Here is a 23,729-nt window from a genome sequence, read left to right as displayed (position 1 = left end):
GTTACCATAATTTTTTCAGAATTTGTTACTATTAACCACCACACAAATACTCTATAATATATGAGAGGAGGATTAAATGAATACTAGAAAAATTACAACAACAGCGATTTTCATTGCACTTACAACGTTTTTCACGATGGTAATCAAAATCCCAGTGTCACCTGCGATGGGTTATGTTAATCTTGGAGACTTCATTATATTATTATCCACTGTCGCATTTGGACCAGTTATAGGAATGATTGCCGCAGCATTCGGATCAAGCTTGGCGGATTTATTGCTTGGTTATGCGGCGTTTGCACCATTTACATTCGTAGTCAAAGGTTTGATGGCACTTGTAATGGGATTGTTCTTGAAGAAAATCAACAATCAAAAAACATCCACCGTTCTAATTGCTGGAATTATTTGCGAATTGGTGATGGTCGTGGGATATTACTTCACATCTGTAATTCTTTACGGAAACAAGACGGCAATCGCTACAATTCTTCCAAACTCAGTCCAAGCTGCTGTGAATTTTGTGATATTTGCACTTATTTGGAAGAGATTTTTGAAAATAACTGAATCTATATTGAAAGACTAGAGAGTATTTTATGAAGAAATTGCTAATACCATTTTCTTATTTGGCACAAATTATTGTATTAATCGGACTGATATTTTTTGATGGATTCGGTCAACAAGGTTTTGTTTTGTTGTGTTTGATTCCGTTCGCTATTTTGAATTTGGCTTTAAGAAATCAAATATCCAACAAAAATCTCAGATTATTGCATGTTATAATCAATGTTATATCAATTTTCGCGTTTGCGATTTTAATGATATTATCATTTGTTTTCCCAGTTTCAAACAAATAAATTATTCTACAAACCAAAAAACACAGCCTGTCACTAATAGTGATAAGCTGTGTTTTGTTTTCTATTGAATACTAAAAGTATAACATGAGCTAGAATAATTCCACACACTACATCGATAATGCTGTGTTGTTTTACAAGCATAGTGCTTATGCAAATTCCCACATCCCACAACAAGAATAATACTTTGAGCTTTCCGTTATTTTTCAATATTTTTCGAAACTGGTTGTCAATTATCACGGTTGTCGATACGTGAATGCTTGGACACACGTTATTTGGTGGGTCTATCTTGTGAATTCCCTTTATTATCCACGCACAAATATCATTTCCAGTGATATCAGTTACTCTGATGTCAAGTGCTGTCGGATATATCATATAAATTATCAGTGATATGAACATCACAGAAAACATCGGAATAATTATGTTGTACATATTATCGTATGATTTTCTCTTTAATAGATACACAAATGGTATAACTAGCATCAAAAACCACGATGAGTACATAAGTATCGCTGGTTTATAAAAAGGAATGTAGTCGTCTAGTTTCGAATATACTATGTGATAATTTCTATTGGGTATTTTTTCCATTGCAAAAAACCACACCAAATACACTGCGTAGACTTCAAGTATGAATTTGAGTGGGTTTTGATCGTAAATTCGTTTAATGTTTTTCATTTTAATAAAAGTTTCTTCTTTGATATCCTCTTGTAATAGCTATAATTGGCTTGTAGTCAGTGATTTGCGATAGGATTTTGCCTTTCACAATATCGACTATTTCCTTGTCTTCCATTTTTTCATCTATATCTACTCTTATGTCGAAAATCATCTCATCGCCTTCTTTTTTAGGACAAATCCTAAAATCGTTCAATATCCATTCGTCGTTTACATCGTCGATGATTTTTGCGACAATTTCGTGCAAGTTTTGAACTTTCGGATTGTTTACTGCCAACGGATCCATGTGAATAGTGGAGTACACGCCTTTTTGTTCTATCAAATCTCTTTCAATTCTATCAGCTAATGAGTGTAATTTGATGAATTCTTCGGAACTATCCACTTCCACATCCACAGTTATGAAGATGTGACCTGGACCGTAATCGTGAACTCTCAAATCGTGTGCCCCGTAAATCCCGTCGTATGATGTGATGAAATCGGTGATTTCACGTTCGAATTTTCTGGATGCACCCGTTCCCAAAAGTTTGTCCACAGTGTCAGTTATCATTTCAAATCCGTTTTTGATGATGATAACACCACCCAAAAGTCCGATGTATGCGTCGATATTAAGTCCTGTCAATTTGAATACTACTACAGAAATAAGTACTATGGATGTGGATATGCAGTCGCTTTTTGAATCCACAGATGTTGCCATCAACAAATCTGAGTCGATTTTCTTGGAAATTTTGTAGTAAAATTTGCTTAGCCAAAACTTCGCCACAATCGCTACTATTAGAACAATCAATGAATATATGTTGAATGTGATAATTTCCGGGTGAATAATCTTCTTGAATGATGCAACGACCAATTTCACCCCGATGTAAATAACCAAAATCGTAATCAATGACGAGAAGATGTACTCTAATCTTGAATGACCGTACGGATGTTTTTCATCGGCGGGTTTCGTGCTCATACTAAAGCTTAGAACCATCAGAATAATACTGAAACAATCCGATAAATTGTTGATAGCATCAGCCATTATCGCTATGGAATTAGTGAGTAATCCTATTATTAATTTAGTAGAAAACAAAAATAAGTTAATGAACAATCCCACAGCACTGCTCAAATTCCCGTATGATCTACGCGTAGTGAAGCTTTGCGTGTCCTCGTAATTTTTAACAAATTTTTGAATCAAAAAATCTATCATAAAATCCTTCCTTAAAATGTAATTATTTTATTATTATATCAGAGTTTATATCAAATGTTCACAATTAACAAAATATTTACAATCTAACCGTTTCTTTTAGAATAATCAACTTATCCCCAACATTAAGCGTAACATTTCCCGAAGGAACGATGATTTCGCCGTTCTTTGATTGAATCATAACCACAAGTTCAGAATCAATCATGTCGATATCCTTTAATTTCTTGCCATTCCAGTTGTTTTTGTCGCTAATTGTGATTTCAACCAAACCGTAACCTGTCGGGTCAAAATAAGATTTGCCGCCAATTATAACAGTGTCATCTGCACAAATCACAGTATCACCACGTGGAACTACAAGTTTGTTATCTCTTATAATTTTTGCAACAATTATATCGAAGTGAAGCCCAATCTCGCTAACCTTTTTTCCTACAAGTTCACTGTGCTCATTTATTTTAGTTTCGATAAAACCAACATCGCTTTTAGAACTGTAATAATTGAAAGTTTTAAGTACAGTATCGTCAGGATCAATCATATCGGTTTTCCTACAAATAATCGGGAAAAGGGAGCCTTGTATCAAACAAGACAACAGACAAATCACGAAAATTATGTGGAACAAATCCACAGATAACTTTGCGTTACTATTTATAACCATAATCGCAAACGCAATCGCAGCTGCACCTCTGAAACCCGCCGCAGAAATTACAATAAGCTGATTCTTCTTGTAGCCAAAAGGTTTCAAAAGCAGAATACTTGCCAATGGTCTTGCAATAATTGTGATAAAAACCATCACCAAGAAAGCCACAGGAACAGCCTTCACGATACTTTTAGGATCTGCCAAAAGTCCCAGCAAAAAGAACAAGCCAATCTGCATTATTCCCGAAAAACCGTCGAAGAAGAACACAACCTCTTTCTTTCTATAATATTCCAAATTCCCAATCATAATTCCCAGTACATACACTGACAAGAACGCATTTCCTCCCAAATTCTTGCTAATCGCAAAGGTTAGAAGTGCACAGGAAATAATCAGAACAGTGAACAGACCATCTTGTGAGAAATCTATCTTGAAAATCAATTTTTCGGTCAATTTCGCCATCAAAAAACCAATCAACAGCCCGACACCAACTTGAAGCAAAATTAGTTTGAACACGGAAGTCTTAGACCCTATCAAAATCGACAAAAAAATCATCGTCATAGTGTAAGCTGTCGGGTCGTTGGAACCACTTTCGATTTCAAGCATGGATGCAGTGGAGTATTTGAGATTCAAATTCTTGCTTCGTAAAATCGAACTCACTGAAGCAAAATCAGTGGAACCTACGACAGAACCCAAAAGCATGGATTCAACGAAACTGATTTTAAGTACAAAATAACAAAAAGCTCCCGTAAGAACAGACGTTAACACAACACCTGCACTTGCCATAATAACTCCCTGTGTTGTCACTGGTTTTGCCATTTTCAAATTTGTACCGAAACCACCGTAGAACATAATAATCAAAAGCGCAACACTTGAAAATTCGTCCACAAACCTGTAATTATTGAAATCTTTCCCGAAAAAATTAAACGATATTCCTAAAATAATAAACAATAGAAACGACGGAATACCATATCTATTTGAAAATTTAACAGCCAAAAGCGCCAACAAAAGCACAACTGCCACGATTAAAATATACATAAATCCTCCTTGGGAAATTGATGAATAAATTAATAACTAAATGTCAATTAACTATAGTATATCATAATCGGCAATAGATTATTTGTATAAAAAATCTATTAATTGTATGTCATTTATAGAAAATGACACAAATTTACCCTGAAAACAGCCCATTTATAAATTATTTCAATAAATAAAACTCAAATTTTCTGAAATTTTACGATATAATAAGTATATAGAATATTTTAGGAGGGATTACATAATGAAGAAATTCATTAAAGCTTTGACATTGTTTGCCATGATTTTAGTATTGGCAACTGGTTGCCAAAAAGCTGCTCCTGGAGCTGATAACAAAGGTCCTGGAACTGCAAAAGACGGTAACGAACAAAAAATTGAAACTGCAAGTATGAAACTTGTAAATGCTGTCAACAAGGGTGGATATGAACTTGTATCTACAGAAGATTTGAATTCATGGATTGACCAAAAGAAAGACATGGTTATAGTGGATACTATGCCAGCTAAATCTTTTGACAAAAACAGAATTCCTGGCGCTGTAAATGCAGAATTGCCTATGAAAGCAGACGAATTAAAACCAGAACAAAAAGAAGCTTTCTTGAAAGCTTTGGGCGAAGACAAGAACAAAACTGTTGTTGTATACTGTGGTTTTGTTGGTTGTGCTAGAAGTGATGTCGGCGCAATTATCGCAAAAGAAGCTGGATTTACAAATGTATATCGTCACCCAGGTGGAATTGTTGCTTGGATGGATGCAGGATATAAAATCGAAGGTTCTGCAGCAAAATAAGATATTTAATTGGGCAATATTTCATATATTGCCTAATTTTATGTAAAAATATATAAAGGGGGATGTTTTTTTGAAAAAAGCATTAAAGATTTTACTTTTATTGGTATTTGTGGTTAGTTTATCAGCATGTGCTAAGAATAACTCACAAGAAACTACTGAAACTAAGAAGGAAGAAACTGCAAAGGAAGAAACTAATAAGGTAGAAATCAAAAAAGAAGAAAAGAAGGAAGAAAACTTCGCAGAAAGAAAAGGAACTTTGACAACAAATGTTGATTTGTCAAAATACGATAAAGGCAAATCTGTAAAATTGTGGTTACCAATTCCACAAGATTCAGAATACCAAAAGATTTCTAACGTTAAGGTGGATTTGGATGAAGCTCACGCTAAACAACAACAAACTACTGACAAGTTAGGTAACAAGATTCTTTATGTTGAATGGGACAATGAAGCAACTGACCGTAAGGTTTCACTATCTTTTGATGCTGAACGTAAGGAAATAAAAAGAGGAGAACTTACTGAAAAAGAAGATCAAGCTAAAAAAGATGAACTTAAGGAATTCTTACAACCTCACAGCATGATGCCTGTTGATGGTAAAGTAAAAGAACTTGCTGACAAAATCACTGAAGGTAAGACTACTGATTTGGACAAAGTAAAAGCAATTTACGACTGGACTATCGCTAATATGAATCGTGACGAATCTGTAAAAGGTTGCGGTACTGGTGAAGTTGAAAAATTATTGGATATGCCACAAGGTAAATGTACTGATATCCACTCAGTTTTCGTAGCTTTATGTAGAGCAGCTGGCGTTCCTGCACGTGAAATCTTTGGTGTAAGAATGAGCAAAAAAGAATCTGATGATATGACTAAAGGTCAACACTGCTGGTCTGAATTCTACCTTCAAGGTCAAGGTTGGGTAAAAGCAGATCCAGGCGATGTTTTGAAAGCTGTTTTGAAACAAAAACTAGACAAATCTGATGAAAAAACAAAAGAACTTGCTGATTATTATTGGGGTGGAATGGATTCACTTCGTGTAGCATTGACTACAGGACGTGATCTTACTCTTGAACCAAAACAAGACGACAAACCACTTAATAACTTCGGTTATCCATACGCAGAAGTAGAAGGTAAAGCTCTTGATTACTACAATCCAGCAGATTTTGAATACAACATCAAATTTGAAGAAGCAAAATAAATTATAAATTTAAGTAAGAAAATCGGCTCTTAATGAGTCGATTTTTTGTTTGTAACGTAAAAAACCGGTAAATCTTACATGAGACTTACCGGTTTGTTGGTTTAATTTTAGGAAATGATATATGAAATTAAGGTTATCTGTTTAAGTTAGTGAGGATGGCGTTCAGCTTTTCAATGGAGATTTTGATATCTTCTAATCTGGATTCAACTCTGATTAGAAGAAATGCTGTCACTGAAATGGGAAAGCCGACGTTACCGACAAAACTTAAGAATTCGTCCATTTGTTATCCTTATTGTATATTCATTGGTTTCTTATCTACAGTTACGATATCTGCTGATATTTTCTTGTTGTAGATATCTTTTTTGCCAGTGAATGTTTTTGCTTCTAAGATTTTGTCCATTATTGTGCTGATTTCTTGTTCAGTTTTCGCACGGTCATAGTTAGTTAAATTGATGGTCATTGTTTCATTTGAATCATTGCCTATTTTGATTTGTAAATATTCTTGCATTTAAATACCTCCTAAAGTTCTGTTTCTTCTACTACATACGCATGTTTTTCATCAGAATCTACTAATGAATTGATTGCATACGCTGCACTTTTCAAGTTTTCGTTAGTAACTGTTGATGATAAATTACTGAAAGTTTTGGAACTTTTCTTTTGTGTTCCATTTACATCATTTACTGAAGTGATTTTTAATTTTTTCATTTTCACTCCCCCTTTCATTTATACATACATTTGTTGGTGTGATTTTACTATTCTGATTTGAAAAATTTGGGTATAATGTAATTAACACAAGAAAGGTTGTGAAATTTATGAAAAGGTTATTAAAAATTTTACTTACGATTGTAATCGTCTACTTAATTGTTGGATGGACTGTTAATCATCCAGTTCAATATTTTTGTGGAAAACACAGGCTGTATTCTTTCATGGAACAACAAGGAACTAATAAAGATAATATTTTGAAGATTTCATCAAGCTATAATTATAAAACTGGGGATTATGATTTTGATGTGATTTTTAAGGATGATCCATTGGTTGAATATAATTATAGTTATCATTTGACTAGTTTTAGATTGTCTAATTTGACGCATTTGTTTGAAGATACGAACAAAATTAGTGTTTCTATTTACGAATACGCTACAGGAAGTCCAATTGGTAACACTTATTTTAAAAAGGCAAAATACATGAAATACACTGATGGATGGTATTAAGAGGTGAATATGAAAAATAAATTATACAAATTTATCAAAATAGTGATCTGTATTTTCGTGATTTACAATGTTGTGTGGTGGGTTGTTGATCATCCAATTCAAAACCATTTCGCAAACAAAAAACTTGACCAAGTCCTCGCTTTACAAGGAACCGACAGATCCAACATCAAATCAATAGAACAATATAATTATGCAAGTAAGAACACTACATGTTTTACGATATATTTCAAAGATGATCCCAATACACAATATGAGTATCGTTATTTCTTGTACTCAAATGTTTATTTGAATCCTAGAAAAAATAACTACAACAAGATGTTTTGTTTTGCTTATGATAAAAAATTAGAAAAAGAAAAAAACATGATAGACAATCACAACTACCTTGCAAGAAAGCCGTTTGCTGATTATATTAAGTATCAAAAATGTCTAAACACTTGGAAATAATTCTCCACAAAACAAAAGCTCATCTAATAAGATGAGCTTGTTGCTTTTATAAATTGTATTAACGCGACCACTGCTGATAGGATGATTGCTATGTTGTAATCTAATTCGAAAATATTTTTGGCAAATACCGCCATTAATATTGCAAATACTGAAAGATTCACGAACAGCACGTATTCTAGCTTGGATGTTTTGTGCTTGATGATTTTGTAAGTCAAATACACAAACATTACTACCAACACTGCCATTACCACAGGCATTACTACGTTCATGTTGACTTGTTGTTCGAACATCATGTTTTTGTACATTACGTGACGTTGCATTCCCATTTTGTGTTTGGTGAAGTAATGCACGATAAATATCGCAAGCAATGCTATGATTTGAATTATCGATAAAATTCTTCTAAATATTTTCATTTATTTTGTTGCTCTGTCGTTTGGCAACTTATCAACTGTTGTGAATTGTACGTCCTTGTCTTTTGGATCTCCAACTTGTACTGGAAGTTCCTTGTGCATTTGCCATTCGTTCCAACCACCGTCAAATATTGTTGGATTTAATCCGTTTTCAAACGCCATAAACCATGGCAATGTTGCTCTCCAACCAGTTCCACAGTAGAACGACATTTCTTTGTCTGTAGATATTCCTTGTTCTTCCCACATTTTCTTAACTTCGTCGAATGATTTGTAAGTTCCATCTGGGTTTGTGTAGAAAGACATATCTGAATTGTCCTTTCCTGATTTTCCCCACAATGCTCCTTTTGGTTCTCCTGCTTTTGGAATGTAAGAATATCCTGATTCAATTCCCTTCCATTCTTTTTCACTTCTAATAGAAATTAATTGGAAATTCTTGTCGTTTTCAAGTTTGTCTTTTGCTTGATCCAAAGAAATCAAATATTCTGGATGAGCTGGGATTTTTGTTCCAAAATCAGTTGCTGCGACTGGTTTGTTTTCAGTAGTTTCTGTTTCAAATCCTTTATCTTTCCAAGCTTTAATTCCACCGTTTAAAATCTTAACGTGTTCAACACCTGCATACATATATGTGAATGCTACTCTTGTTGCCCCAGTGTCTGGACCGTAAACTATAACTGTCTTATCCTTTGTAATTCCTTGTGATAACAATGCTTTTTCGATTTCTTCAGGTTTTCTCAAATTCCACACTGGACCAACTTCGACAGAATCTGTGTTAACGTGGATTGCTCCTTTGATGTGTCCGTTACCTTTTAAATAATCTGGGCTGTCCTTAGCTTCTCCCCAAGTTGCTTCAACTAATACGTAATCTTTTACATCGCTTTTTCCGTCGATTACATCCTTTACATATTGTGGATCAACAAAGATTTCTCTGTCAACTTCTTTCTTTGAAGCTTCTTCCTTCTTTTCTTCTTGTTTTTCTTCTGATTTTTTTTCAGTCTTTTGTTCTGACTTTTCTTCTTGTTTAGTGTTATCTTTGTCGTCGTTTTTAGCACATGAAGTGAAAGCCATGCTCACAACACCAACTAATAGCAATAATTTGTATAATTTTTTCATAATTCCTCCTCGAATTAATTTTTAGCATATATATTATATCACACCACACTCAAATCATTTATTGATTTTTTCTATAAATTAAAAAATGGTATAATATAATCAAATAAGCAGGTGATTTAATGACACAGAAATCTGAAAGTTTACAAATAATGTTCATACTAACACTAATCGGAGGATTCTTGGATAGCTATAGCTACGTAACCCGTGGTGGAGTTTTCGCGTTCGCACAAACAGGAAACCTCGTACTACTCTCGATTAATATTTGCTACGGGAATTTGGACAAAATAGTGCGCTACGTTATGCCGATTATCGCATTCATTTTGGGGACAACTCTGGTTAGAATATTTGAGAAAAAGCACAAATACATGAAAATCGTACATTGGAGACAAGTTATAATAGTTTTTGAAGGAATAATCCTCGCATTAGTTGGATTTATCCCAGAAAATTTGAACAAATTAGCATGTCTTCTCATATCATTCGTATGTGCAATGCAAATCGAAGCGTTTCGAAGATTCAACGGAGTGGATTTGATGACGACAATGTGCACTGGAAATTTGAAAAAAGCAACCGACAGATTCATCGACTACCTCTACACAAAAGATAATAACCTACTCAAAGCATCATTTACGACATATTCTGCAATCTTGATATTCATACTAGGTTGTATAATCGGAACACTAACATCAATTGTCTACTCAACAAAATCAATACTCATACTTCCTGTCATAATACTCATCGCATTCATCATAATGCACGAAACAGAAAGGAACAAATAATGAAACAAATGAAAAACCCAAATGAAACAAATGGATACGTAATGCTTTACACAATGCAAGACAAAAGATCACTAGACGTATTGAAAAAAGAAAAAAGATTCATAAACAAATTGGAATACGCAAGTGAACATTTGGGAGACATCTATGAGTTTTTCAGAGAAAAATACACCTATTTTGTCAAACAAGCAGAACAAATCGTCCCAAAACCTGACGATGTAAAACTACCGATTTGGTGCTCAGTCAGTAACAAAAACTGCATGAAACCAGACGAAAACTCCGTAGCATATTGCCTCAAAGTACCCGCAGAAAAGGTCGTCTATCTAGATGGAGCAAAATGGGACTACGTCCTCAACAACCACTACGTACCATTAAATGAAGACGATTTGAAAAAATACTACAAATATTTAAAAGATAACAAAATGCCTAACCCGTTTCTAATAGGCTCCGAAGATTACAGATACCTCTATCCCGAAGAATACAAAAAAATATATCAAAGCTACAAACGAATCTTCGATATCGATGAATGGAACATCTTCGCAGTCCAAGGAAACATCTGGGAAATCACAGAAGACATGATAGTCAAAGTATACTACCATGACGACCCAATAGATATATCAGAAGAAAATTTAATAGATTATTTGTAAAAATCTTAGACAATTTGATACAAAATTAATTCCTTATATAAGGAATTATTAAAATATTAACTTGAATATTTAAGAAGTATTTAATAAGTAAATGAAGTTAAGTCTATGCTCTATAAAAATAATTCGTAGAAATTTAAAAATATAATTGTACTTAATTATATTAAAACAAGTACAAATTATATAATAAAATATCTTTATCAACAGAGCTTGTAAGTTTTTACAAGCTCTGTCTTTCAGTAAATATTAATTTCAGAATAAATAATAATCTTTAAATATCTAATTCAGATATTTTGATATTAAATTTATCTTTTAAATTATTTAAAAATTCATCTACAATATCATTATAAAGTTCTTTAATTTGTTTTATTTCTTCTGTTTTTTTATTTCCGATATAAGAAAATTCTTTATCATTATTTATGAACAAATCATTGTACATTTTCTGTAAAATTTTAACTTTTTCGCAGAAATTATCATCAAATCCTAGTTCCTCTGCACTTATATCATCAATAATATAATCATTACCATCTAATTCTTGAATAGGGTAAGATCCCCATTCTAATCCTATACTTATCGTCCTCATATAATTATCCTTTCTATTTTGGATTTGCTCCTACTATAAAGCATCTCTAGTATTTTTAAAGAATCCACTATTTCCTGAACCAATTATATAACACCTCTAAGGATTTTTGGAATATATGGCTCAAGACATATAAGTTCTGTAGTACTTTTAAATCTTTTAAAAACTGAATTTTATATAATGATTTTATTTTTTCAAAATCCAATTTATAAACAAAAATAATCTATATAGATAACAAAAAAGCAGTTAATCCTTATTGCTAAGAATATCATACGGAGAAAATTCAAGTTGTTTCAAATCGAAGAAACCCGGCCAAAATTTGACCTCCGAACGTAGTGAGCTTCAAATTTTAGGGTTTCGAGATTTAGAAATAACAAATTTTTGTAGTCTAGATATTCGTGCAATATGCTTAATCTGCGTGAAACTTACCTATGTTAACAAAGCAATTATTCACCTACCTAAGCAACAAAAAAACAGCTAAGCATATTCGTGCAATATGCTTAACTGCGTGAGTTTTCCTATCTAAGTAAATCAATAACTTACTTCTTTTCTCTTTTTTTAAAAAACACAAAAAATGCACCAGTAATTATTATTAAACAAGCTATGCTTATTAAAATATGCTCGTTGTCTATGCCTGCTTTTGGCAAAGTTTGTGTACTTGCCAAAATTATGTTATTTTCTGTTTGACCATAGCTTATGTCATATCCGATATGCATCAGAAACGTCATCACTACTACCACATATATCGTTAATTTCTTTTTCATATTCTCCCCCCATTACCCTCACACTTATTATATATTTTATATTATTATTTTTCAATATAAAATATTTTTTTAACTAGCACATTTTTGTAGGGTCGACGTATTCGTCAAATTCTTCTTCTGTTAGAATTTCCAAATCAAGGGAAGCTTGTTTAAGTGTTGTGTTGTTTTTGTGTGCATATTTTGCGATTGTACTAGCTTTGTCGTAGCCAATTTTTGTATTAAGGGCTGTGACTAGCATCAACGAATTGTTCAAATAATAATCGATGACTTCTCTGTTTGCTTTGAGTCCTCTTAGACAATTATCTGTAAAAGATTTTGTAGCATCTTTTATTAGTCGTACTGATTGCAACGCGTTATATATAATCACAGGCATATACACATTTAGTTCGTAATTTCCTTGGCTTGCTGCGACTTGAATTGTCGTGTTATTGCCCATTATTTGTACACAAACCATAGTCAATGCTTCTGCTTGTGTTGGATTTACTTTGCCAGGCATGATTGATGAGCCCGGTTCATTTGCTGGAATTGATAATTCGCCGATTCCACATCTTGGGCCACTCGCCAAAAATCTCACATCATTTGCAATTTTCATCAAATTATTAGCAAGGGCTGTGATTGCTCCATGAGTATAGCTTATTGCATCTTTTGATGTAAGCGCGTGGAATTTGTTTTCTGCAGTGACGAATTCTCCTTTTGTTTGGGCATTTATTTCATCTACTACCATTTGGTCGAATCCTTTAACTGCGTTGAGTCCTGTTCCAACGGCTGTAGCTCCAATTGCAAGTTCGTTTAACGCTTTACTTGCTTCAATAATGTGTTGTTTGCCTTTTCTAATCATGAAAAGCCATCCCGATATTTCTTGTGACAATCTTAGTGGCACTGCATCTTGCAAATGTGTACGTCCGATTTTGATGATATCTTTGTTTTCTTCCATCAATGTTTCCAAGACTTTTTCAGTGTTTTCAAGCTCTTCGATCAATTCTGAATCGATCATGTGTTTTAGTGCAATGTGGATTGCAGATGGGAATGTGTCGTTTGAGCTTTGGGATTTGTTCACATCATCGTTAGGGTGAATTATGTTTTCTCCATATTTAAGGTTAGCAATGTGTGCGATAACTTCATTCACATTCATGTTGGATTGCGTTCCAGATCCTGTTTGCCACACAGCAAGTGGAAATTCGCTGTCATGTTTGTGATCCAAGATTTCATCACATGCACCCACAATCAAATCCTTCTTTTCGTCTGTAAGTTTTCCCAATTTGTTATTAGAAATCGCACACGCTTTTTTTAATCTTGTTAGCGCTTTGATGACTTCAAGTGGCATTTTTTCTGTTCCAATTTTAAAATTGTTGAAACTTCTTTGAGTTTGTGCTCCCCACAAAACATCGTCACTTACTTCGATTTCACCGATAGAATCCTTTTCAATTCTCATTTTTTCCTCCAATTATAATTCAAAATTTATTTGTTCTCTATTATTAATCAAACTTTTGTATCCCAAATAAAGCGACAAAAAACTTGCAATGTTGACACTAGCGCAGATGGCTATCATCACAGAAATCTGATAAATTATCGCAGTGTTTGGACTAACTCCGGATAGGATTTGTCCTGTCATCATTCCAGGAAGACTTATAATTCCCATCGCAATCATACTGTTCAAATTAGGTAGTATCGCCATTTCTACTGATTGATTCACAATCGGAATGAGTGCTGTGTCTGCACTTACTCCCAAATTAATTAGCGTTGTGATTTTATTTTTGTTTAGTTTAAGATTTTCGTTTAAGTAATTTACTCCCAAATTCACAGCCGTCATTGTGTTTCCGAAAAGCATTCCCGATATTGGAATCGCATATTGTGCATCGAAAATCGGTTTTCTGATGACAAAACCTACGTAGAAACACTCTACCAGTAATCCCGAAAATAATATACTAAGCCCAATTATCACCTTGAATTTGTCAGATAAATGATTTCCTTTGAAAACTTTTAAACTGCTGAATGTCGCCATTACCAATATGTAAATTATTACAAATAAATTGTTGTTCGCATTTATCACATAAGTTAGGATGAAACCTGCGATTATAAGTTGCACAGTCATACGAACACTTGCTACAACTAGCATTTTTGTTTTGTTGATACGACACTTCTTCATTACGAATAACACAACTAACAAAAGCAAATAAATCAGAACGAACCTAGTCCATGGTATTTTAATTATTCCCATTTTATTCTCCCAAATCGATTATTTTATCTGCAAATTCGTCGACCAATTGTCTAGCGTGACTCACAACTACAAGTGTGATGTCGTTGTGTTTGCAATAATCCACGATATTTTTCATCATATCAAACGCAGTCTTATTATCCAACGCACTTGTCGGCTCATCCAATAACAAAACCTCAGGATCTAAGCTAAGAGCAATAGCCAAGAATACCCTTTGCTTTTCTCCTCCGGAAAGTTTCTCAACATTGAGGTTCAAATCGACATCGAAATTAGTGATTTTCAAAAACTTAGTGATCTCATCGTCAGTTAATTCTTCTAAATCGCGTAGCTTGTAAAACTCATGGAAATTCTCTCTTATAGTCATATCAAACAAGAAATTTTCCTGGGAAGTCATTATGATGTTTCTTCTCAATTCAACAGGTTTGATATTCAAAATATTTTCATCTTTGTAGAAAATTCTGCCCGATTTCATTTGTAATGTGTTGTTGATAAGTTTGAGAAGAGTGGATTTGCCGCTTCCACTCTTACCCACAACGAAAACTACTTCGTTTTTATCTATAGTAAAATCATCGTACTCTTTGATGAATTTAACATTTTCAAATCTCAAAATTTCCATTTAAAATTCCAGTTGTTCCTTGAGTGACGCCTTGAATTTTTTGAGAATTTTCTTCTCCATTCTGCTGACAGTCATTTGTGAAATATCCAATTCCTCTGCAATCACGATTTGTGTTTTCTTATCGATATATCTTCCAAGAAGAATTTTCTTTTCAACTTCGTTCAAATCCTCCATGCATCTGTTAATCAAGTCTCTGTTTTCAAACTGCAACATGTCCTTGTCTTCTTCTCCAATCAAATCGCTAAGATTAGTGTCCCTGTCGTCACTTGACTGATCGATCGATTGATCCAATGATTGAGGAGCGTACACCTTCGCACCTTCCAACACTTCCAAAACTTCTTCGTTGGATATCGACAAGTAATCTGCGATGTCTTCAACTGTTGGAGATTTTTGCATAGTTTGTGCAAGGTGAATCTTGGCGTTGGCAACTTTTTTGTTGAGTTCTTGAATTCTGCGTGGAACTCTGATGACCCAGCCTTTGTCTCTGAAATATTTCTTGATTTCTCCGACTATTGTAGGGGTTGCATAGGAGGAGAATTCGTAGCCTTTTGATGGATCGTAACGGTCAATCGCAAGGATTAGTCCAATACATGCAACTTGGTACAAATCATCGTATTCGATTCCCCTTCCTGTGTATTTTTTAGCCAATATTTCAGCGATATACAGGTTTTTTTCAACGAGAGTATCCCTTGTTTTCTTGTCTCGTGTTTCTTGGAATTTCAAGAATAATTCTTTAATATTCTCCTGTTCTTCTTTTTTGATTGATTTATTAGCCATATTATTATTTCCTATTCTTGATAACTTTTATCTCACTTCCATTGATTTCGTATTCATCCATTAAAGATTGGATAATCATTTCCGATATTTTATCTTTTTCGTTGTTTTCACGTGGATTAAATCCGTCTAATTTGAAGATTAGTGTTAAAGATTCATCATCAATAGTCATCGTACAGTCGATGATTTCGGATCTGTTTCTTTGTAAATTCAAGCACTCACTCGCGCACAATTTGATATCTTCAATATCGTCCACTGAAAATCCACACTTCATCGCAATGAAAGATGATGAAAGTCTTATAAGAGATACATTTTCTTTTTCATTTTGAAAACTTAATCTGAATTCTTCCATTATATCTCCTTTATTACGAAAATCTTGTCCATTTCTGTTATCGTGAACACTTTATTGACATGTTTTTTGATATTGTCAATGTAGATTTTGTGGTTATTATCTCTTAGCTCGTTGTACACTTTTATCAAAGCACCAAGTCCTGTTGAATCTATAAATGAAAGATCTGTCGCATCAATTCTGATGTCTTTTTGATTTTTCTTGTATTCTTCCAATAAATCATCTCTGAATTCGTCGCAAGTGTTGATGTCCAAATCACCTTGGATTCTTACAATTATTTCGTCTTTTGTGACTATATCGTAGTTTAATTGCATAATTTTCTCCTTATTCTTCAAAATACTTAGCTACAGCTACTATCGCATCTTCGCCCTTATCTGTATTTTTCAATAATACACCAGATGTTGATCTTGAAAGTGTAGATATTCCTTCGGCTTTAATTCTGATAACCTCAGCTTTTTTGCTAATCAAAAGTATCTCATCTTCGTTTTTCAATGCCTTTGCACAAGCTACATCTCCGGTTTTCTTGGCAATCTTGTAAGTTCTAATTCCCTTTCCACCTCTGTTTTGAGTAGTGTAGTTGGATAATTCAGTCTTCTTACCGTAACCATTTTCACTGATAACTGCCAAGAATTCATTGTCTTTTACCAAATCAAATGAAATAACTTCATCGTCTTTGTTAAGCGTTATAGCCTTTACTCCAATAGCGTTTCTGGATAAATCTCTCAATTGATCCACATTAAATTGCAAACTCATTCCTTTTTTAGTGACGATAATTACATTCTCATTTTTTTCGACAAGTTTAACATCGATAAGTTCGTCACCTTCGTCAAATTTGATAGCAATTATACCAGTTTTTCTAATATTTTCGTACAAATCCAACGAAGTCTTCTTCACTTTACCATTTTTAGTGATAAATATTATAAATTGATCGTCTTCTTTGTCCTTATCCAACGCCAATACTTGTGTAACACTTTCATCGGCATCGATTTGGATTAGGTTAATGATGTTGGATCCTCTAGCAGTACGACTTGCTTCTGGAACTTCGTAAGCTTTTAGTGAATAAACTTTTCCCTTATTAGTGAAGAACAACAAATCTTGATGAGTTGTAGTTGCGAACATATCTTTGATGAAATCTCCATCTTTCATTCCCATTGCATTAACACCACGTCCACCTCTGTGTTGAACTTTGTATGCATCTGTGGAAATTCGTTTGATGTAGCCTTTGTTAGTGATAGTAATAAACATGTCTTCTTCTTCTAGAAGTTCCATATCTTCAAAATCACCGTCATCTCTTAGAATTTTAGTTCTTCTATCGTCTGAATATTTTGTTTTAATTTCTGATAATTCGTCTTTGATGATTTCCAATAACATGTGTCTGTTATTCAAAATTTCTGTCAATTGTTCAATCAATGCGCTCAATTCGTCAAATTCATTTTGTAGTTTTTCTTTTTCCAAACCTTGCAATCTTTTAAGTCTCATATCCAAGATTGCTTGGGCTTGAATTTCTGAAAAACCAAATCTTTGCATCAATTTTTCAAGCGCATCATCATAACTTGTTCTGATAATGTGAATAATTTCATCGATATTGTCGATTGCTTTCAACAATCCTTCCACTATGTGAATTCTAGCCTTCGCCTTGTTCAAATCGAATTGCGTTCTTCTTCTAACTACAATTTCTTGGTGAACAAGATAGTGGTCGATCAATTGTTTCAAATTCAAAACTTTTGGAACGCCATTTACAAGTGCAAGGTTGATTATCCCGAATGTAGTTTGCATTTGAGTGTATTTGTACAAGTTATTAAGCACGATATTTGGATTGGCATCTCTTTTTGTTTCGATGACAATTCTCATACCTTTTCTGTCCGATTCATCTCTCAAATCGCTAATACCTTCTAATTTCTTTTGTTTTACAAGGTCTGCGATTTTTTTGATTAAATTGGATTTGTTAACTTGGTAAGGAATTTCTGTGACGATTATTTTGTATCTTCCCTTTGATTCCTCAATCCTAGCTTCTGCTCTTAGTTTGACTTTTCCACGTCCTGTTGTGTATGCATTTTTGACTTCTTCAAGTCCCATGATGTTTCCACCTGTTGGAAAATCAGGAGCCTTGATGTGTTTCATCAATTCTTCTATTGTAATATTTGGATTGTCGATTGATGCGATTAATGCATCTATAGTTTCACCTAAGTTGTGTGGAGCCATATTTGTCGCCATACCAACAGCGATACCACTGGATCCATTTACGATTAAGTTAGGAAATCTAGATGGAAGTACAACTGGTTCTTGTTCTTCACCGTCATAGTTGTCTTGGAAATCAACAGTATCTTTGTTGATGTCACGCAACATTTCAAGTGATAGTTTTGCCATACGTAACTCCGTATAACGAGGTGCGGCAGCTCCGTCACCGTCAATTGAACCGAAGTTACCTTGGCCATCTACAAGTGGATATCTCATGTTGAAATCTTGTGCAAGTCTTACAACTGCATCGTAAATTGCGTTGTCACCGTGAGGGTGATACTTACCCATTACTTCCCCTACAAGTCTTGCAGACTTGGAGTATTTTCTATCTGGGAACAACCCTTGTTGTTGCATTCCGTAAATTATACGTCTGTGAACAGGTTTCAATCCGTCTCTTACATCTGGAAGTGCACGTGATACAATTACACTCATAGAATAATCCAAATATGCACTTTCCATTTCTTTTTTCAAATCAGCTTCTTTTATATTGAGTTTTCTTTCTGTCATATTATTCTCCTAAGCGTCAATGTTTTGTGCATAAACAGCATTTTGTTCTATAAATTCTCTTCTTGGTTCAACATTGTCTCCCATCAAAACATCGAATGTGTTGTCGAGTTCGTTTTCGTCTTCTCCGTCGATTTCGACTTTGATTAGGATTCTGTGTTCAGGATTCATTGTAGTATCCCACAATTGTTCTGCGTTCATTTCACCAAGACCTTTGTATCTTTGAACTTTGATGTTACTTCTTTCGCCGTATTTTTCAAAAGCTTCTTCCAATTCTTTTTCTGTGTAGCAATATTCCATTACTTTAACACCTTTGATAATTCCGTAAAGTGGTGGTTGTGCGATGTACACGTGACCTTTTTCCACTAATGGCTTCATAAATCTGTACAAGAATGTAAGTAAAAGTGTTCTAATGTGCGCTCCATCGACATCGGCATCTGTCATTATTACGATTTTACCGTAGCGAAGTTTGCTGATGTCAAAATTCTTGCCAATTCCAGTTCCAAATGCAGTAATCATAGCTTTGATTTCGTTTGAATTTAAAACTCTTTCAAGGTGAGCTTTTTCTACATTCAAGATTTTACCTCTCAATGGCAAAATAGCTTGGAATTTGTTGTCCCTGCCACCTTTGGCAGAACCACCGGCAGAATCCCCTTCGACAAGGAAGATTTCGTTGTGTTCGATGTCTGAGCTTTGGCAGTCAGCAAGTTTTCCTGGAAGTGTAGTATTGTCAAGCACCGATTTTTTACGAACCAAATCCCTTGCACGTCTGGCGGCAAGTCTTGCTTTTTGTGATGCCAATGCTTTTTGTATAATTGTCTTGACGATTTTTGGATTTTCCTCAAAATAAAAACTCAAATGTTCGTACACAACGCTGTCCACAACAGTTCTAGCTTCGGAGTTACCCAATTTTCCTTTTGTTTGTCCTTCAAATTGTGGGTTGTTAAGTTTTACTGAAACAACAGCAGTGATACCTTCTCTGACATCATCACCAGATAAGTTATCGTCTTTTTCTTTTAATATGTTTTTATTTCTTGCATAATCGTTAAGAGCACGAGTAAGTGCAGATTTGAATCCTACAACATGTGTTCCACCGTCAACTGTTTTAATGTTATTAGTAAATGAAACTATAGTTTCGTTATAGCTTTCAGTGTATTGCATAGCTATTTCCACTTTAGTAGTTTCTTTTTCTCCTTCGATATACATAACTTCGTGATCCAAAGGCTTTTTGGATTTGTTGATGTATTCTACAAATGATTTGATACCACCTTCGTAGTGGAACAATTCCTTGTAGCCTTCTCTTTCATCAGCAAATTCTATCTTCACGCCCTTATTCAAAAACGCCATTTCTCTGAATCTTTTTGCAAGAACATTTTTGTCGAAATTCAAAGTTTCAAAAATCGTATTGTCCGGCATAAATTCAATTGTTGTTCCAGTTCCTCTGACATTTTCTTTTATAACAGTAAGTTCTGTAACAGTTTTTCCTTTTTCAAATCTTTGTTCGTACATTTTGCCGTCTCTTTTGACTCTGGCAATAAGATATGTACTTAAAGCATTAACACAGCTTACACCAACCCCGTGAAGACCACCTGAGTATTGGTAAGCGTCGTTTGAAAATTTACCACCCGCATGAAGCACTGTAAGTACAGTTTCAAGCGTTGATTTGCCTGTTTTTGGGTGTGTTTCAACCGGAATACCAGAACCATCATCTTCTACAATAACTGAATTGTCCTTTTTTATAGTAACCTTAATCAAATCACACACACCAGCCAACGCCTCATCAATTGAGTTGTCGACTACTTCGTACACCAAATGGTGTAGACCTTTTTCATCAGTAGAACCGATGTACATCCCTGGTCTTACACGAACCGGTTCCAATCCTTCTAATACTGTAATCTGATCTGCAGTATATTCTCTATTTTTCTTCATTATATTCCTTTCATAAAGTTATTCATCAAATAATTCCCACTGATATTTGACTTGTAAACTCCTCTATTAGTTATGACTATAGACCTTATAGTAATGTCCTCATCTTCATTCACAAATTCTACGTTTTTCGTATAATCCAAATCATTTTTATCAAAATCTTTGAAGAATTTGTCCGAGACATTAACTACTGCTATAATCTCATTTTCATCAATTAATGTGTTGTTGCCAATATCCAAATACATATCATTCACCTATTTTTATCGTGTACAACCCTTCCGGAGCTCTTTCTGAAGTCGTCAGAAAAGCTTGAAAATCCTTGATATATCTGATGATGTAGTTGATTCTGTAATCGTCAAGTTCACTGAACACATCATCTAATAAAATAATTGGCAATCTATCATTATAAAATCTACTCAAATCCAATTGTGCAAGCTTCATCGATAAAATAGCAGTTCTCACCTGAGCTTGAGATGCAAAAAACTTAGCCGATTTGTCGTTGATTAAAATATCCAAATCATCACGATGGATACCTAAATTAGTTTGCTTATTTTCCAAATCCTTATCCAAAATATCTACCAAACTCTTGTAATAAGTATTCTTCTGATTAGTCATATCCTCTACATATTCTATCGAAAAATTATTTTCCATGTCCAGCTTATCATTCTCATCACTCAAATTTGAGCACACGTTTTTTGCGATAAGATGAAGCCTTTCGACATAACTTTTTCTCTTGTGCATAATATATGAGCCCGTGTCTGCCAATTGAATATTCAAAGCCTTTAACTGTTCATTAAAATACGAATTGTACCTGTGGTTTTTGATGAGCTTATTTCTCTCATCCAACACTTGATTGTACTGTTTCAAAACAGTCCTGTAATAGTTATCCACACCACTTATGGACTCATCTAAGAATTTTCTTCTCAAAGATTTCGATTCTTTTACTATCTTCAAATCATCTGGCTTAAAAACAATACACTCAAAATACTCATTGTATTCTTTAATAGTATTCACAAAAGCTTCATTCACATTTAGTATCTTTTCGTTACTTTTAATAGTAATATCTATCTTATCCTCAAAACCATCATCGTAGACATCCATTACAATACGAGCCTCATCTTCACCGAATTTAATCAAGTGAGAATTGGTGTTGGTTTTGAAACTTTTTCCCTTCAAAGCTACATTAATAGCTTCCAAAATATTAGTCTTACCCGAGGCATTTCTGCCTACAATCAGATTCAGACCATCACAAAAATCCAATTCTATTTCACAGAAATTCCTGTAATTATATAATTTTAATTTTTGAACGATCATTATTCGACTACGTATTTCTCTCCTTCAAATTCCACTACATCTCCTGGATAAAGCTTCTTGCCGCGTCTTGTTTCAACCTCGTCATTTACCTTAACCATGGATTCTTTAATAAGTTCTTTCGCCATGCCACCAGTTTGTGCGATGGATGCGAATTTTAGAAACTGTTCCAATTTTATAAATTCAGACTCAATTTTAACACTAATCATTATTACCTCCTGCAAGTTTTACCGGAAGGACAAGATAAGTGTAATTGGTATCGTTCAATGGCTTAAACACCATCGGTCTTAGACTTCCACTCATATTCAAAGTAATATCGTCATCGTCGATAACCTTCAAGCCATCTAACAAATACTTAGCATTAAAAGCAATCTTCAAATCTTCTCCACCGATTTCGCACTTCACATACTCATCGACCTTACCAATATCAGTATTAGATGAAATATGCAATTCATTTCCAGAAAAATCAAGCTTAACCAAGTTTGCCTTGTCTTCTTTTGCCATCAAAGACGCTCTTTCCAACGCCATTTGCAAAGCTCTCTTTTCTATAGTAACGACAGTCGAAAAATCTTGTTTCATAACTTGATTGTAGTCGATATATTGACCATCGATTAATCTAGAATAAACATCAGTGTTTTCCAATTTGAAAATAATATTTCCAGTAATAATGTTAAGAGTTATTTCCCCTTCTTCCAAAATCTTGTAAACTTCATTCAAAGCTCTCGCTGGAACAATAGCCTTCATTTCAAACTCACTCACATTACTCATACAATCAAGTGAAACTCTGTAACCATCTAAGGCCACAAATTCAATCCTATCGTTCATAATATTGAACAAAACACCTGTCAAATCTGGTCTTGTTTGGTCCATACTTGTAGCAAATGATGTTTTTCTGATGGAATCTCTAAGTTCAGATTGTTCCAAAGTCAATTTAACATCCTTATCTATATAAGGAAGAGATGGAAATTCGTTTGAATCTTGACCTTGAATGTTGAATTCCGTAGACAAACATTTAATGTTGATATTATTATCGTCCACTTCAATATAAATATCGTCGTCAGGAAGCTTTCTAATGATATTTCCTATCATTGATGAGTTAATTACAATTTGACCTTTTTCGTAGATTTCACAATTTGCTCTAGTATCCACAATAAGTTCCAAATCCGTAGCAACAAGTCTAAGACAATTTTCTTCTGCGATGAACAAAATTCCTTCTAATATCTGAATAGTCGTTCTAGATGACACCGCTTTTTGCGCAATATTGATATGTTTAAGTAATTCTTTTTGCGATATTTTTAATTTCATATTTTACCTTTCGTTTATACAAATAATAATAATAGTTAGTAATAGTAGTAGTAGGGCTGTTTGTATTGTGGATAACTCTAGTTTGTTTGTAATTTGTGGTGTTTTATATATTGATAACGATGTGTATATAATTGGCACAAGCTGTGCGATTATCAACATTATCAACTTTTTACAATTTTAGTTTATCACTTTAAAGTTATCAACAACTTATCCACA

General features: G+C 34.0%; 30 protein-coding genes. 8 read left to right on the top strand and 22 right to left on the bottom strand.

What is annotated here, in order from left to right; all coding sequences use genetic code 11:
• Positions 1-76 precede the first annotated feature (76 nt).
• Together ABDJ34_RS03595 and ABDJ34_RS03590 are read left to right on the top strand one after the other, a co-directional pair.
• Complete coding sequence (locus ABDJ34_RS03595) at positions 77-577, top strand: ECF transporter S component (RefSeq protein ID WP_412701396.1); 501 nt, start codon at positions 77-79, stop codon at positions 575-577.
• Between the two features lie 10 nt (positions 578-587).
• On the top strand, positions 588-845 hold the full coding sequence (locus ABDJ34_RS03590) for a hypothetical protein (protein WP_412701395.1): 258 nt from the start codon (positions 588-590) through the stop codon (positions 843-845).
• Between the two features lie 33 nt (positions 846-878).
• On the opposite strand, the gene ABDJ34_RS03585 is transcribed toward ABDJ34_RS03590, so the two are convergent.
• The 3 genes from ABDJ34_RS03585 to ABDJ34_RS03575 form a co-directional block, all read right to left on the bottom strand.
• Positions 879-1,517, bottom strand: a complete 639-nt coding sequence (locus ABDJ34_RS03585) for a phosphatase PAP2 family protein (RefSeq protein ID WP_412701394.1) — start codon at positions 1,515-1,517, stop codon at positions 879-881.
• Between the two features lies 1 nt (position 1,518).
• Positions 1,519-2,700 carry a cation diffusion facilitator family transporter gene (locus ABDJ34_RS03580; protein WP_412701393.1) on the bottom strand — a complete coding sequence of 394 codons (1,182 nt, stop codon included), beginning with the start codon at positions 2,698-2,700 and terminating at the stop codon, positions 1,519-1,521.
• Positions 2,701-2,776: 76 nt separating this feature from the next.
• Positions 2,777-4,366: a potassium/proton antiporter gene (locus tag ABDJ34_RS03575; protein ID WP_412701392.1), complete on the bottom strand. Its 1,590-nt coding sequence runs from the start codon at positions 4,364-4,366 to the stop codon at positions 2,777-2,779.
• A gap of 241 nt (positions 4,367-4,607) precedes the next feature.
• Here ABDJ34_RS03575 and ABDJ34_RS03570 point away from each other — a divergent pair, with 241 nt between their 5' ends.
• Positions 4,608-5,147 carry a rhodanese-like domain-containing protein gene (locus tag ABDJ34_RS03570; protein WP_154254654.1) on the top strand — a complete coding sequence of 180 codons (540 nt, stop codon included), beginning with the start codon at positions 4,608-4,610 and terminating at the stop codon, positions 5,145-5,147.
• Between the two features lie 70 nt (positions 5,148-5,217).
• Positions 5,218-6,339, top strand: a complete 1,122-nt coding sequence (locus ABDJ34_RS03565) for a transglutaminase-like domain-containing protein (RefSeq protein ID WP_412701391.1) — start codon at positions 5,218-5,220, stop codon at positions 6,337-6,339.
• Positions 6,340-6,472: 133 nt separating this feature from the next.
• Here the strand turns inward: ABDJ34_RS03565 and ABDJ34_RS03560 are convergent, their stop codons facing one another.
• The 3 genes from ABDJ34_RS03560 to ABDJ34_RS03550 are packed head-to-tail and all read right to left on the bottom strand — an operon-like array spanning position 6,473 to position 7,044.
• Positions 6,473-6,619 (bottom strand): YvrJ family protein, encoded by a 147-nt coding sequence (locus tag ABDJ34_RS03560; protein ID WP_002835918.1) that lies wholly within the window; start codon positions 6,617-6,619, stop codon positions 6,473-6,475.
• Between the two features lie 9 nt (positions 6,620-6,628).
• Positions 6,629-6,847, bottom strand: a complete 219-nt coding sequence (locus tag ABDJ34_RS03555) for a DUF2922 family protein (protein ID WP_412701390.1) — start codon at positions 6,845-6,847, stop codon at positions 6,629-6,631.
• A gap of 11 nt (positions 6,848-6,858) precedes the next feature.
• On the bottom strand, positions 6,859-7,044 hold the full coding sequence (locus tag ABDJ34_RS03550) for a DUF1659 domain-containing protein (protein WP_094206588.1): 186 nt from the start codon (positions 7,042-7,044) through the stop codon (positions 6,859-6,861).
• 107 nt (positions 7,045-7,151) lie between these two features.
• Between ABDJ34_RS03550 and ABDJ34_RS03545 the strand changes: the two genes are divergently transcribed.
• A complete protein-coding gene (locus tag ABDJ34_RS03545; RefSeq protein WP_412701389.1) occupies positions 7,152-7,550 on the top strand; it encodes a DUF3139 domain-containing protein in 399 nt (132 codons plus the stop codon).
• Between the two features lie 9 nt (positions 7,551-7,559).
• A complete protein-coding gene (locus tag ABDJ34_RS03540; protein ID WP_225560149.1) occupies positions 7,560-7,994 on the top strand; it encodes a DUF3139 domain-containing protein in 435 nt (144 codons plus the stop codon).
• Between the two features lie 23 nt (positions 7,995-8,017).
• Here ABDJ34_RS03540 and ABDJ34_RS03535 read toward each other — a convergent pair whose 3' ends face one another.
• Positions 8,018-8,407 carry a hypothetical protein gene (locus tag ABDJ34_RS03535; RefSeq protein WP_412701388.1) on the bottom strand — a complete coding sequence of 130 codons (390 nt, stop codon included), beginning with the start codon at positions 8,405-8,407 and terminating at the stop codon, positions 8,018-8,020.
• Positions 8,408-9,514, bottom strand: a complete 1,107-nt coding sequence (locus ABDJ34_RS03530; RefSeq protein WP_412701387.1) for a sulfurtransferase — start codon at positions 9,512-9,514, stop codon at positions 8,408-8,410. It lies immediately after the preceding gene.
• 119 nt (positions 9,515-9,633) lie between these two features.
• Here ABDJ34_RS03530 and ABDJ34_RS03525 point away from each other — a divergent pair, with 119 nt between their 5' ends.
• Positions 9,634-10,290, top strand: a complete 657-nt coding sequence (locus ABDJ34_RS03525; RefSeq protein WP_412701386.1) for a YoaK family protein — start codon at positions 9,634-9,636, stop codon at positions 10,288-10,290.
• Positions 10,290-10,934: a DUF3841 domain-containing protein gene (locus ABDJ34_RS03520; RefSeq protein WP_412701385.1), complete on the top strand. Its 645-nt coding sequence runs from the start codon at positions 10,290-10,292 to the stop codon at positions 10,932-10,934. Before ABDJ34_RS03525 ends, ABDJ34_RS03520 begins: the two co-directional genes overlap by 1 nt.
• A 268-nt stretch (positions 10,935-11,202) precedes the next feature.
• Here the strand turns inward: ABDJ34_RS03520 and ABDJ34_RS03515 are convergent, their stop codons facing one another.
• The 14 genes from ABDJ34_RS03515 to dnaN all read right to left on the bottom strand — a co-directional run bounded on the left by ABDJ34_RS03515 (position 11,203) and on the right by dnaN (position 23,513).
• On the bottom strand, positions 11,203-11,514 hold the full coding sequence (locus ABDJ34_RS03515) for a hypothetical protein (RefSeq protein ID WP_154273436.1): 312 nt from the start codon (positions 11,512-11,514) through the stop codon (positions 11,203-11,205).
• A gap of 536 nt (positions 11,515-12,050) precedes the next feature.
• The gene (locus tag ABDJ34_RS03510) at positions 12,051-12,275 is read right to left on the bottom strand and encodes an LPXTG cell wall anchor domain-containing protein (protein WP_412701384.1); all 225 of its coding nucleotides are present in this window, start codon (positions 12,273-12,275) and stop codon (positions 12,051-12,053) included.
• Between the two features lie 73 nt (positions 12,276-12,348).
• Entirely contained in the window at positions 12,349-13,707 is a 1,359-nt protein-coding gene (fumC, locus tag ABDJ34_RS03505; RefSeq protein WP_412701383.1) for a class II fumarate hydratase, read from the bottom strand.
• 12 nt (positions 13,708-13,719) lie between these two features.
• Positions 13,720-14,493, bottom strand: coding sequence for an ABC transporter permease (locus ABDJ34_RS03500; RefSeq protein ID WP_412701382.1), 774 nt, complete (start codon positions 14,491-14,493; stop codon positions 13,720-13,722).
• Position 14,494: 1 nt separating this feature from the next.
• Complete coding sequence (locus tag ABDJ34_RS03495; protein WP_412701381.1) at positions 14,495-15,106, bottom strand: ABC transporter ATP-binding protein; 612 nt, start codon at positions 15,104-15,106, stop codon at positions 14,495-14,497.
• Entirely contained in the window at positions 15,107-15,883 is a 777-nt protein-coding gene (locus tag ABDJ34_RS03490; RefSeq protein ID WP_412701380.1) for a SigB/SigF/SigG family RNA polymerase sigma factor, read from the bottom strand.
• 4 nt (positions 15,884-15,887) lie between these two features.
• Entirely contained in the window at positions 15,888-16,232 is a 345-nt protein-coding gene (locus tag ABDJ34_RS03485) for an ATP-binding protein (protein WP_412701379.1), read from the bottom strand.
• Complete coding sequence (locus ABDJ34_RS03480; protein WP_412701378.1) at positions 16,232-16,543, bottom strand: STAS domain-containing protein; 312 nt, start codon at positions 16,541-16,543, stop codon at positions 16,232-16,234. The genes ABDJ34_RS03485 and ABDJ34_RS03480 overlap by 1 nt, the downstream gene beginning before the upstream one ends.
• 10 nt (positions 16,544-16,553) lie before the next feature.
• Positions 16,554-18,974 carry a DNA gyrase subunit A gene (gene gyrA / locus ABDJ34_RS03475; protein WP_412701377.1) on the bottom strand — a complete coding sequence of 807 codons (2,421 nt, stop codon included), beginning with the start codon at positions 18,972-18,974 and terminating at the stop codon, positions 16,554-16,556.
• Positions 18,975-18,983: 9 nt separating this feature from the next.
• The gene (gene gyrB, locus ABDJ34_RS03470; RefSeq protein WP_412701376.1) at positions 18,984-20,900 is read right to left on the bottom strand and encodes a DNA topoisomerase (ATP-hydrolyzing) subunit B; all 1,917 of its coding nucleotides are present in this window, start codon (positions 20,898-20,900) and stop codon (positions 18,984-18,986) included.
• Complete coding sequence (locus tag ABDJ34_RS03465; RefSeq protein ID WP_094206578.1) at positions 20,900-21,142, bottom strand: DUF370 domain-containing protein; 243 nt, start codon at positions 21,140-21,142, stop codon at positions 20,900-20,902. Before ABDJ34_RS03465 ends, gyrB begins: the two co-directional genes overlap by 1 nt.
• Position 21,143: 1 nt before the next feature.
• On the bottom strand, positions 21,144-22,211 hold the full coding sequence (recF, locus tag ABDJ34_RS03460; RefSeq protein ID WP_094224020.1) for a DNA replication/repair protein RecF: 1,068 nt from the start codon (positions 22,209-22,211) through the stop codon (positions 21,144-21,146).
• The gene (yaaA, locus tag ABDJ34_RS03455) at positions 22,211-22,417 is read right to left on the bottom strand and encodes a S4 domain-containing protein YaaA (protein ID WP_002835941.1); all 207 of its coding nucleotides are present in this window, start codon (positions 22,415-22,417) and stop codon (positions 22,211-22,213) included. Before yaaA ends, recF begins: the two co-directional genes overlap by 1 nt.
• Positions 22,410-23,513, bottom strand: a complete 1,104-nt coding sequence (gene dnaN, locus ABDJ34_RS03450; protein WP_002835942.1) for a DNA polymerase III subunit beta — start codon at positions 23,511-23,513, stop codon at positions 22,410-22,412. The genes yaaA and dnaN overlap by 8 nt, the downstream gene beginning before the upstream one ends.
• Positions 23,514-23,729: the final 216 nt, after the last annotated feature.

Source organism: Finegoldia dalianensis (genome assembly GCF_046255015.1).
Taxonomy (GTDB): domain Bacteria; phylum Bacillota; class Clostridia; order Tissierellales; family Peptoniphilaceae; genus Finegoldia; species Finegoldia magna.
Note: the sequence above shows the minus strand (reverse complement) of the source record. Positions and strands in the feature narration are given on the sequence as shown.

Coding starts and splice junctions, on each gene's coding strand:
- ABDJ34_RS03595 (WP_412701396.1), top strand. CDS start 77: ATGAATACTAGAAAAATTACAACAACAGCGATTTTCATTGCACTTACA.
- ABDJ34_RS03590 (WP_412701395.1), top strand. CDS start 588: ATGAAGAAATTGCTAATACCATTTTCTTATTTGGCACAAATTATTGTA.
- ABDJ34_RS03585 (WP_412701394.1), bottom strand. CDS start 1,517: ATGAAAAACATTAAACGAATTTACGATCAAAACCCACTCAAATTCATA.
- ABDJ34_RS03580 (WP_412701393.1), bottom strand. CDS start 2,700: ATGATAGATTTTTTGATTCAAAAATTTGTTAAAAATTACGAGGACACG.
- ABDJ34_RS03575 (WP_412701392.1), bottom strand. CDS start 4,366: ATGTATATTTTAATCGTGGCAGTTGTGCTTTTGTTGGCGCTTTTGGCT.
- ABDJ34_RS03570 (WP_154254654.1), top strand. CDS start 4,608: ATGAAGAAATTCATTAAAGCTTTGACATTGTTTGCCATGATTTTAGTA.
- ABDJ34_RS03560 (WP_002835918.1), bottom strand. CDS start 6,619: ATGGACGAATTCTTAAGTTTTGTCGGTAACGTCGGCTTTCCCATTTCA.
- ABDJ34_RS03555 (WP_412701390.1), bottom strand. CDS start 6,847: ATGCAAGAATATTTACAAATCAAAATAGGCAATGATTCAAATGAAACA.
- ABDJ34_RS03550 (WP_094206588.1), bottom strand. CDS start 7,044: ATGAAAAAATTAAAAATCACTTCAGTAAATGATGTAAATGGAACACAA.
- ABDJ34_RS03545 (WP_412701389.1), top strand. CDS start 7,152: ATGAAAAGGTTATTAAAAATTTTACTTACGATTGTAATCGTCTACTTA.
- ABDJ34_RS03540 (WP_225560149.1), top strand. CDS start 7,560: ATGAAAAATAAATTATACAAATTTATCAAAATAGTGATCTGTATTTTC.
- ABDJ34_RS03535 (WP_412701388.1), bottom strand. CDS start 8,407: ATGAAAATATTTAGAAGAATTTTATCGATAATTCAAATCATAGCATTG.
- ABDJ34_RS03530 (WP_412701387.1), bottom strand. CDS start 9,514: ATGAAAAAATTATACAAATTATTGCTATTAGTTGGTGTTGTGAGCATG.
- ABDJ34_RS03525 (WP_412701386.1), top strand. CDS start 9,634: ATGACACAGAAATCTGAAAGTTTACAAATAATGTTCATACTAACACTA.
- ABDJ34_RS03520 (WP_412701385.1), top strand. CDS start 10,290: ATGAAACAAATGAAAAACCCAAATGAAACAAATGGATACGTAATGCTT.
- ABDJ34_RS03515 (WP_154273436.1), bottom strand. CDS start 11,514: ATGAGGACGATAAGTATAGGATTAGAATGGGGATCTTACCCTATTCAA.
- ABDJ34_RS03510 (WP_412701384.1), bottom strand. CDS start 12,275: ATGAAAAAGAAATTAACGATATATGTGGTAGTAGTGATGACGTTTCTG.
- fumC (WP_412701383.1), bottom strand. CDS start 13,707: ATGAGAATTGAAAAGGATTCTATCGGTGAAATCGAAGTAAGTGACGAT.
- ABDJ34_RS03500 (WP_412701382.1), bottom strand. CDS start 14,493: ATGGGAATAATTAAAATACCATGGACTAGGTTCGTTCTGATTTATTTG.
- ABDJ34_RS03495 (WP_412701381.1), bottom strand. CDS start 15,106: ATGGAAATTTTGAGATTTGAAAATGTTAAATTCATCAAAGAGTACGAT.
- ABDJ34_RS03490 (WP_412701380.1), bottom strand. CDS start 15,883: ATGGCTAATAAATCAATCAAAAAAGAAGAACAGGAGAATATTAAAGAA.
- ABDJ34_RS03485 (WP_412701379.1), bottom strand. CDS start 16,232: ATGGAAGAATTCAGATTAAGTTTTCAAAATGAAAAAGAAAATGTATCT.
- ABDJ34_RS03480 (WP_412701378.1), bottom strand. CDS start 16,543: ATGCAATTAAACTACGATATAGTCACAAAAGACGAAATAATTGTAAGA.
- gyrA (WP_412701377.1), bottom strand. CDS start 18,974: ATGACAGAAAGAAAACTCAATATAAAAGAAGCTGATTTGAAAAAAGAA.
- gyrB (WP_412701376.1), bottom strand. CDS start 20,900: ATGAAGAAAAATAGAGAATATACTGCAGATCAGATTACAGTATTAGAA.
- ABDJ34_RS03465 (WP_094206578.1), bottom strand. CDS start 21,142: ATGTATTTGGATATTGGCAACAACACATTAATTGATGAAAATGAGATT.
- recF (WP_094224020.1), bottom strand. CDS start 22,211: ATGATCGTTCAAAAATTAAAATTATATAATTACAGGAATTTCTGTGAA.
- yaaA (WP_002835941.1), bottom strand. CDS start 22,417: ATGATTAGTGTTAAAATTGAGTCTGAATTTATAAAATTGGAACAGTTT.
- dnaN (WP_002835942.1), bottom strand. CDS start 23,513: ATGAAATTAAAAATATCGCAAAAAGAATTACTTAAACATATCAATATT.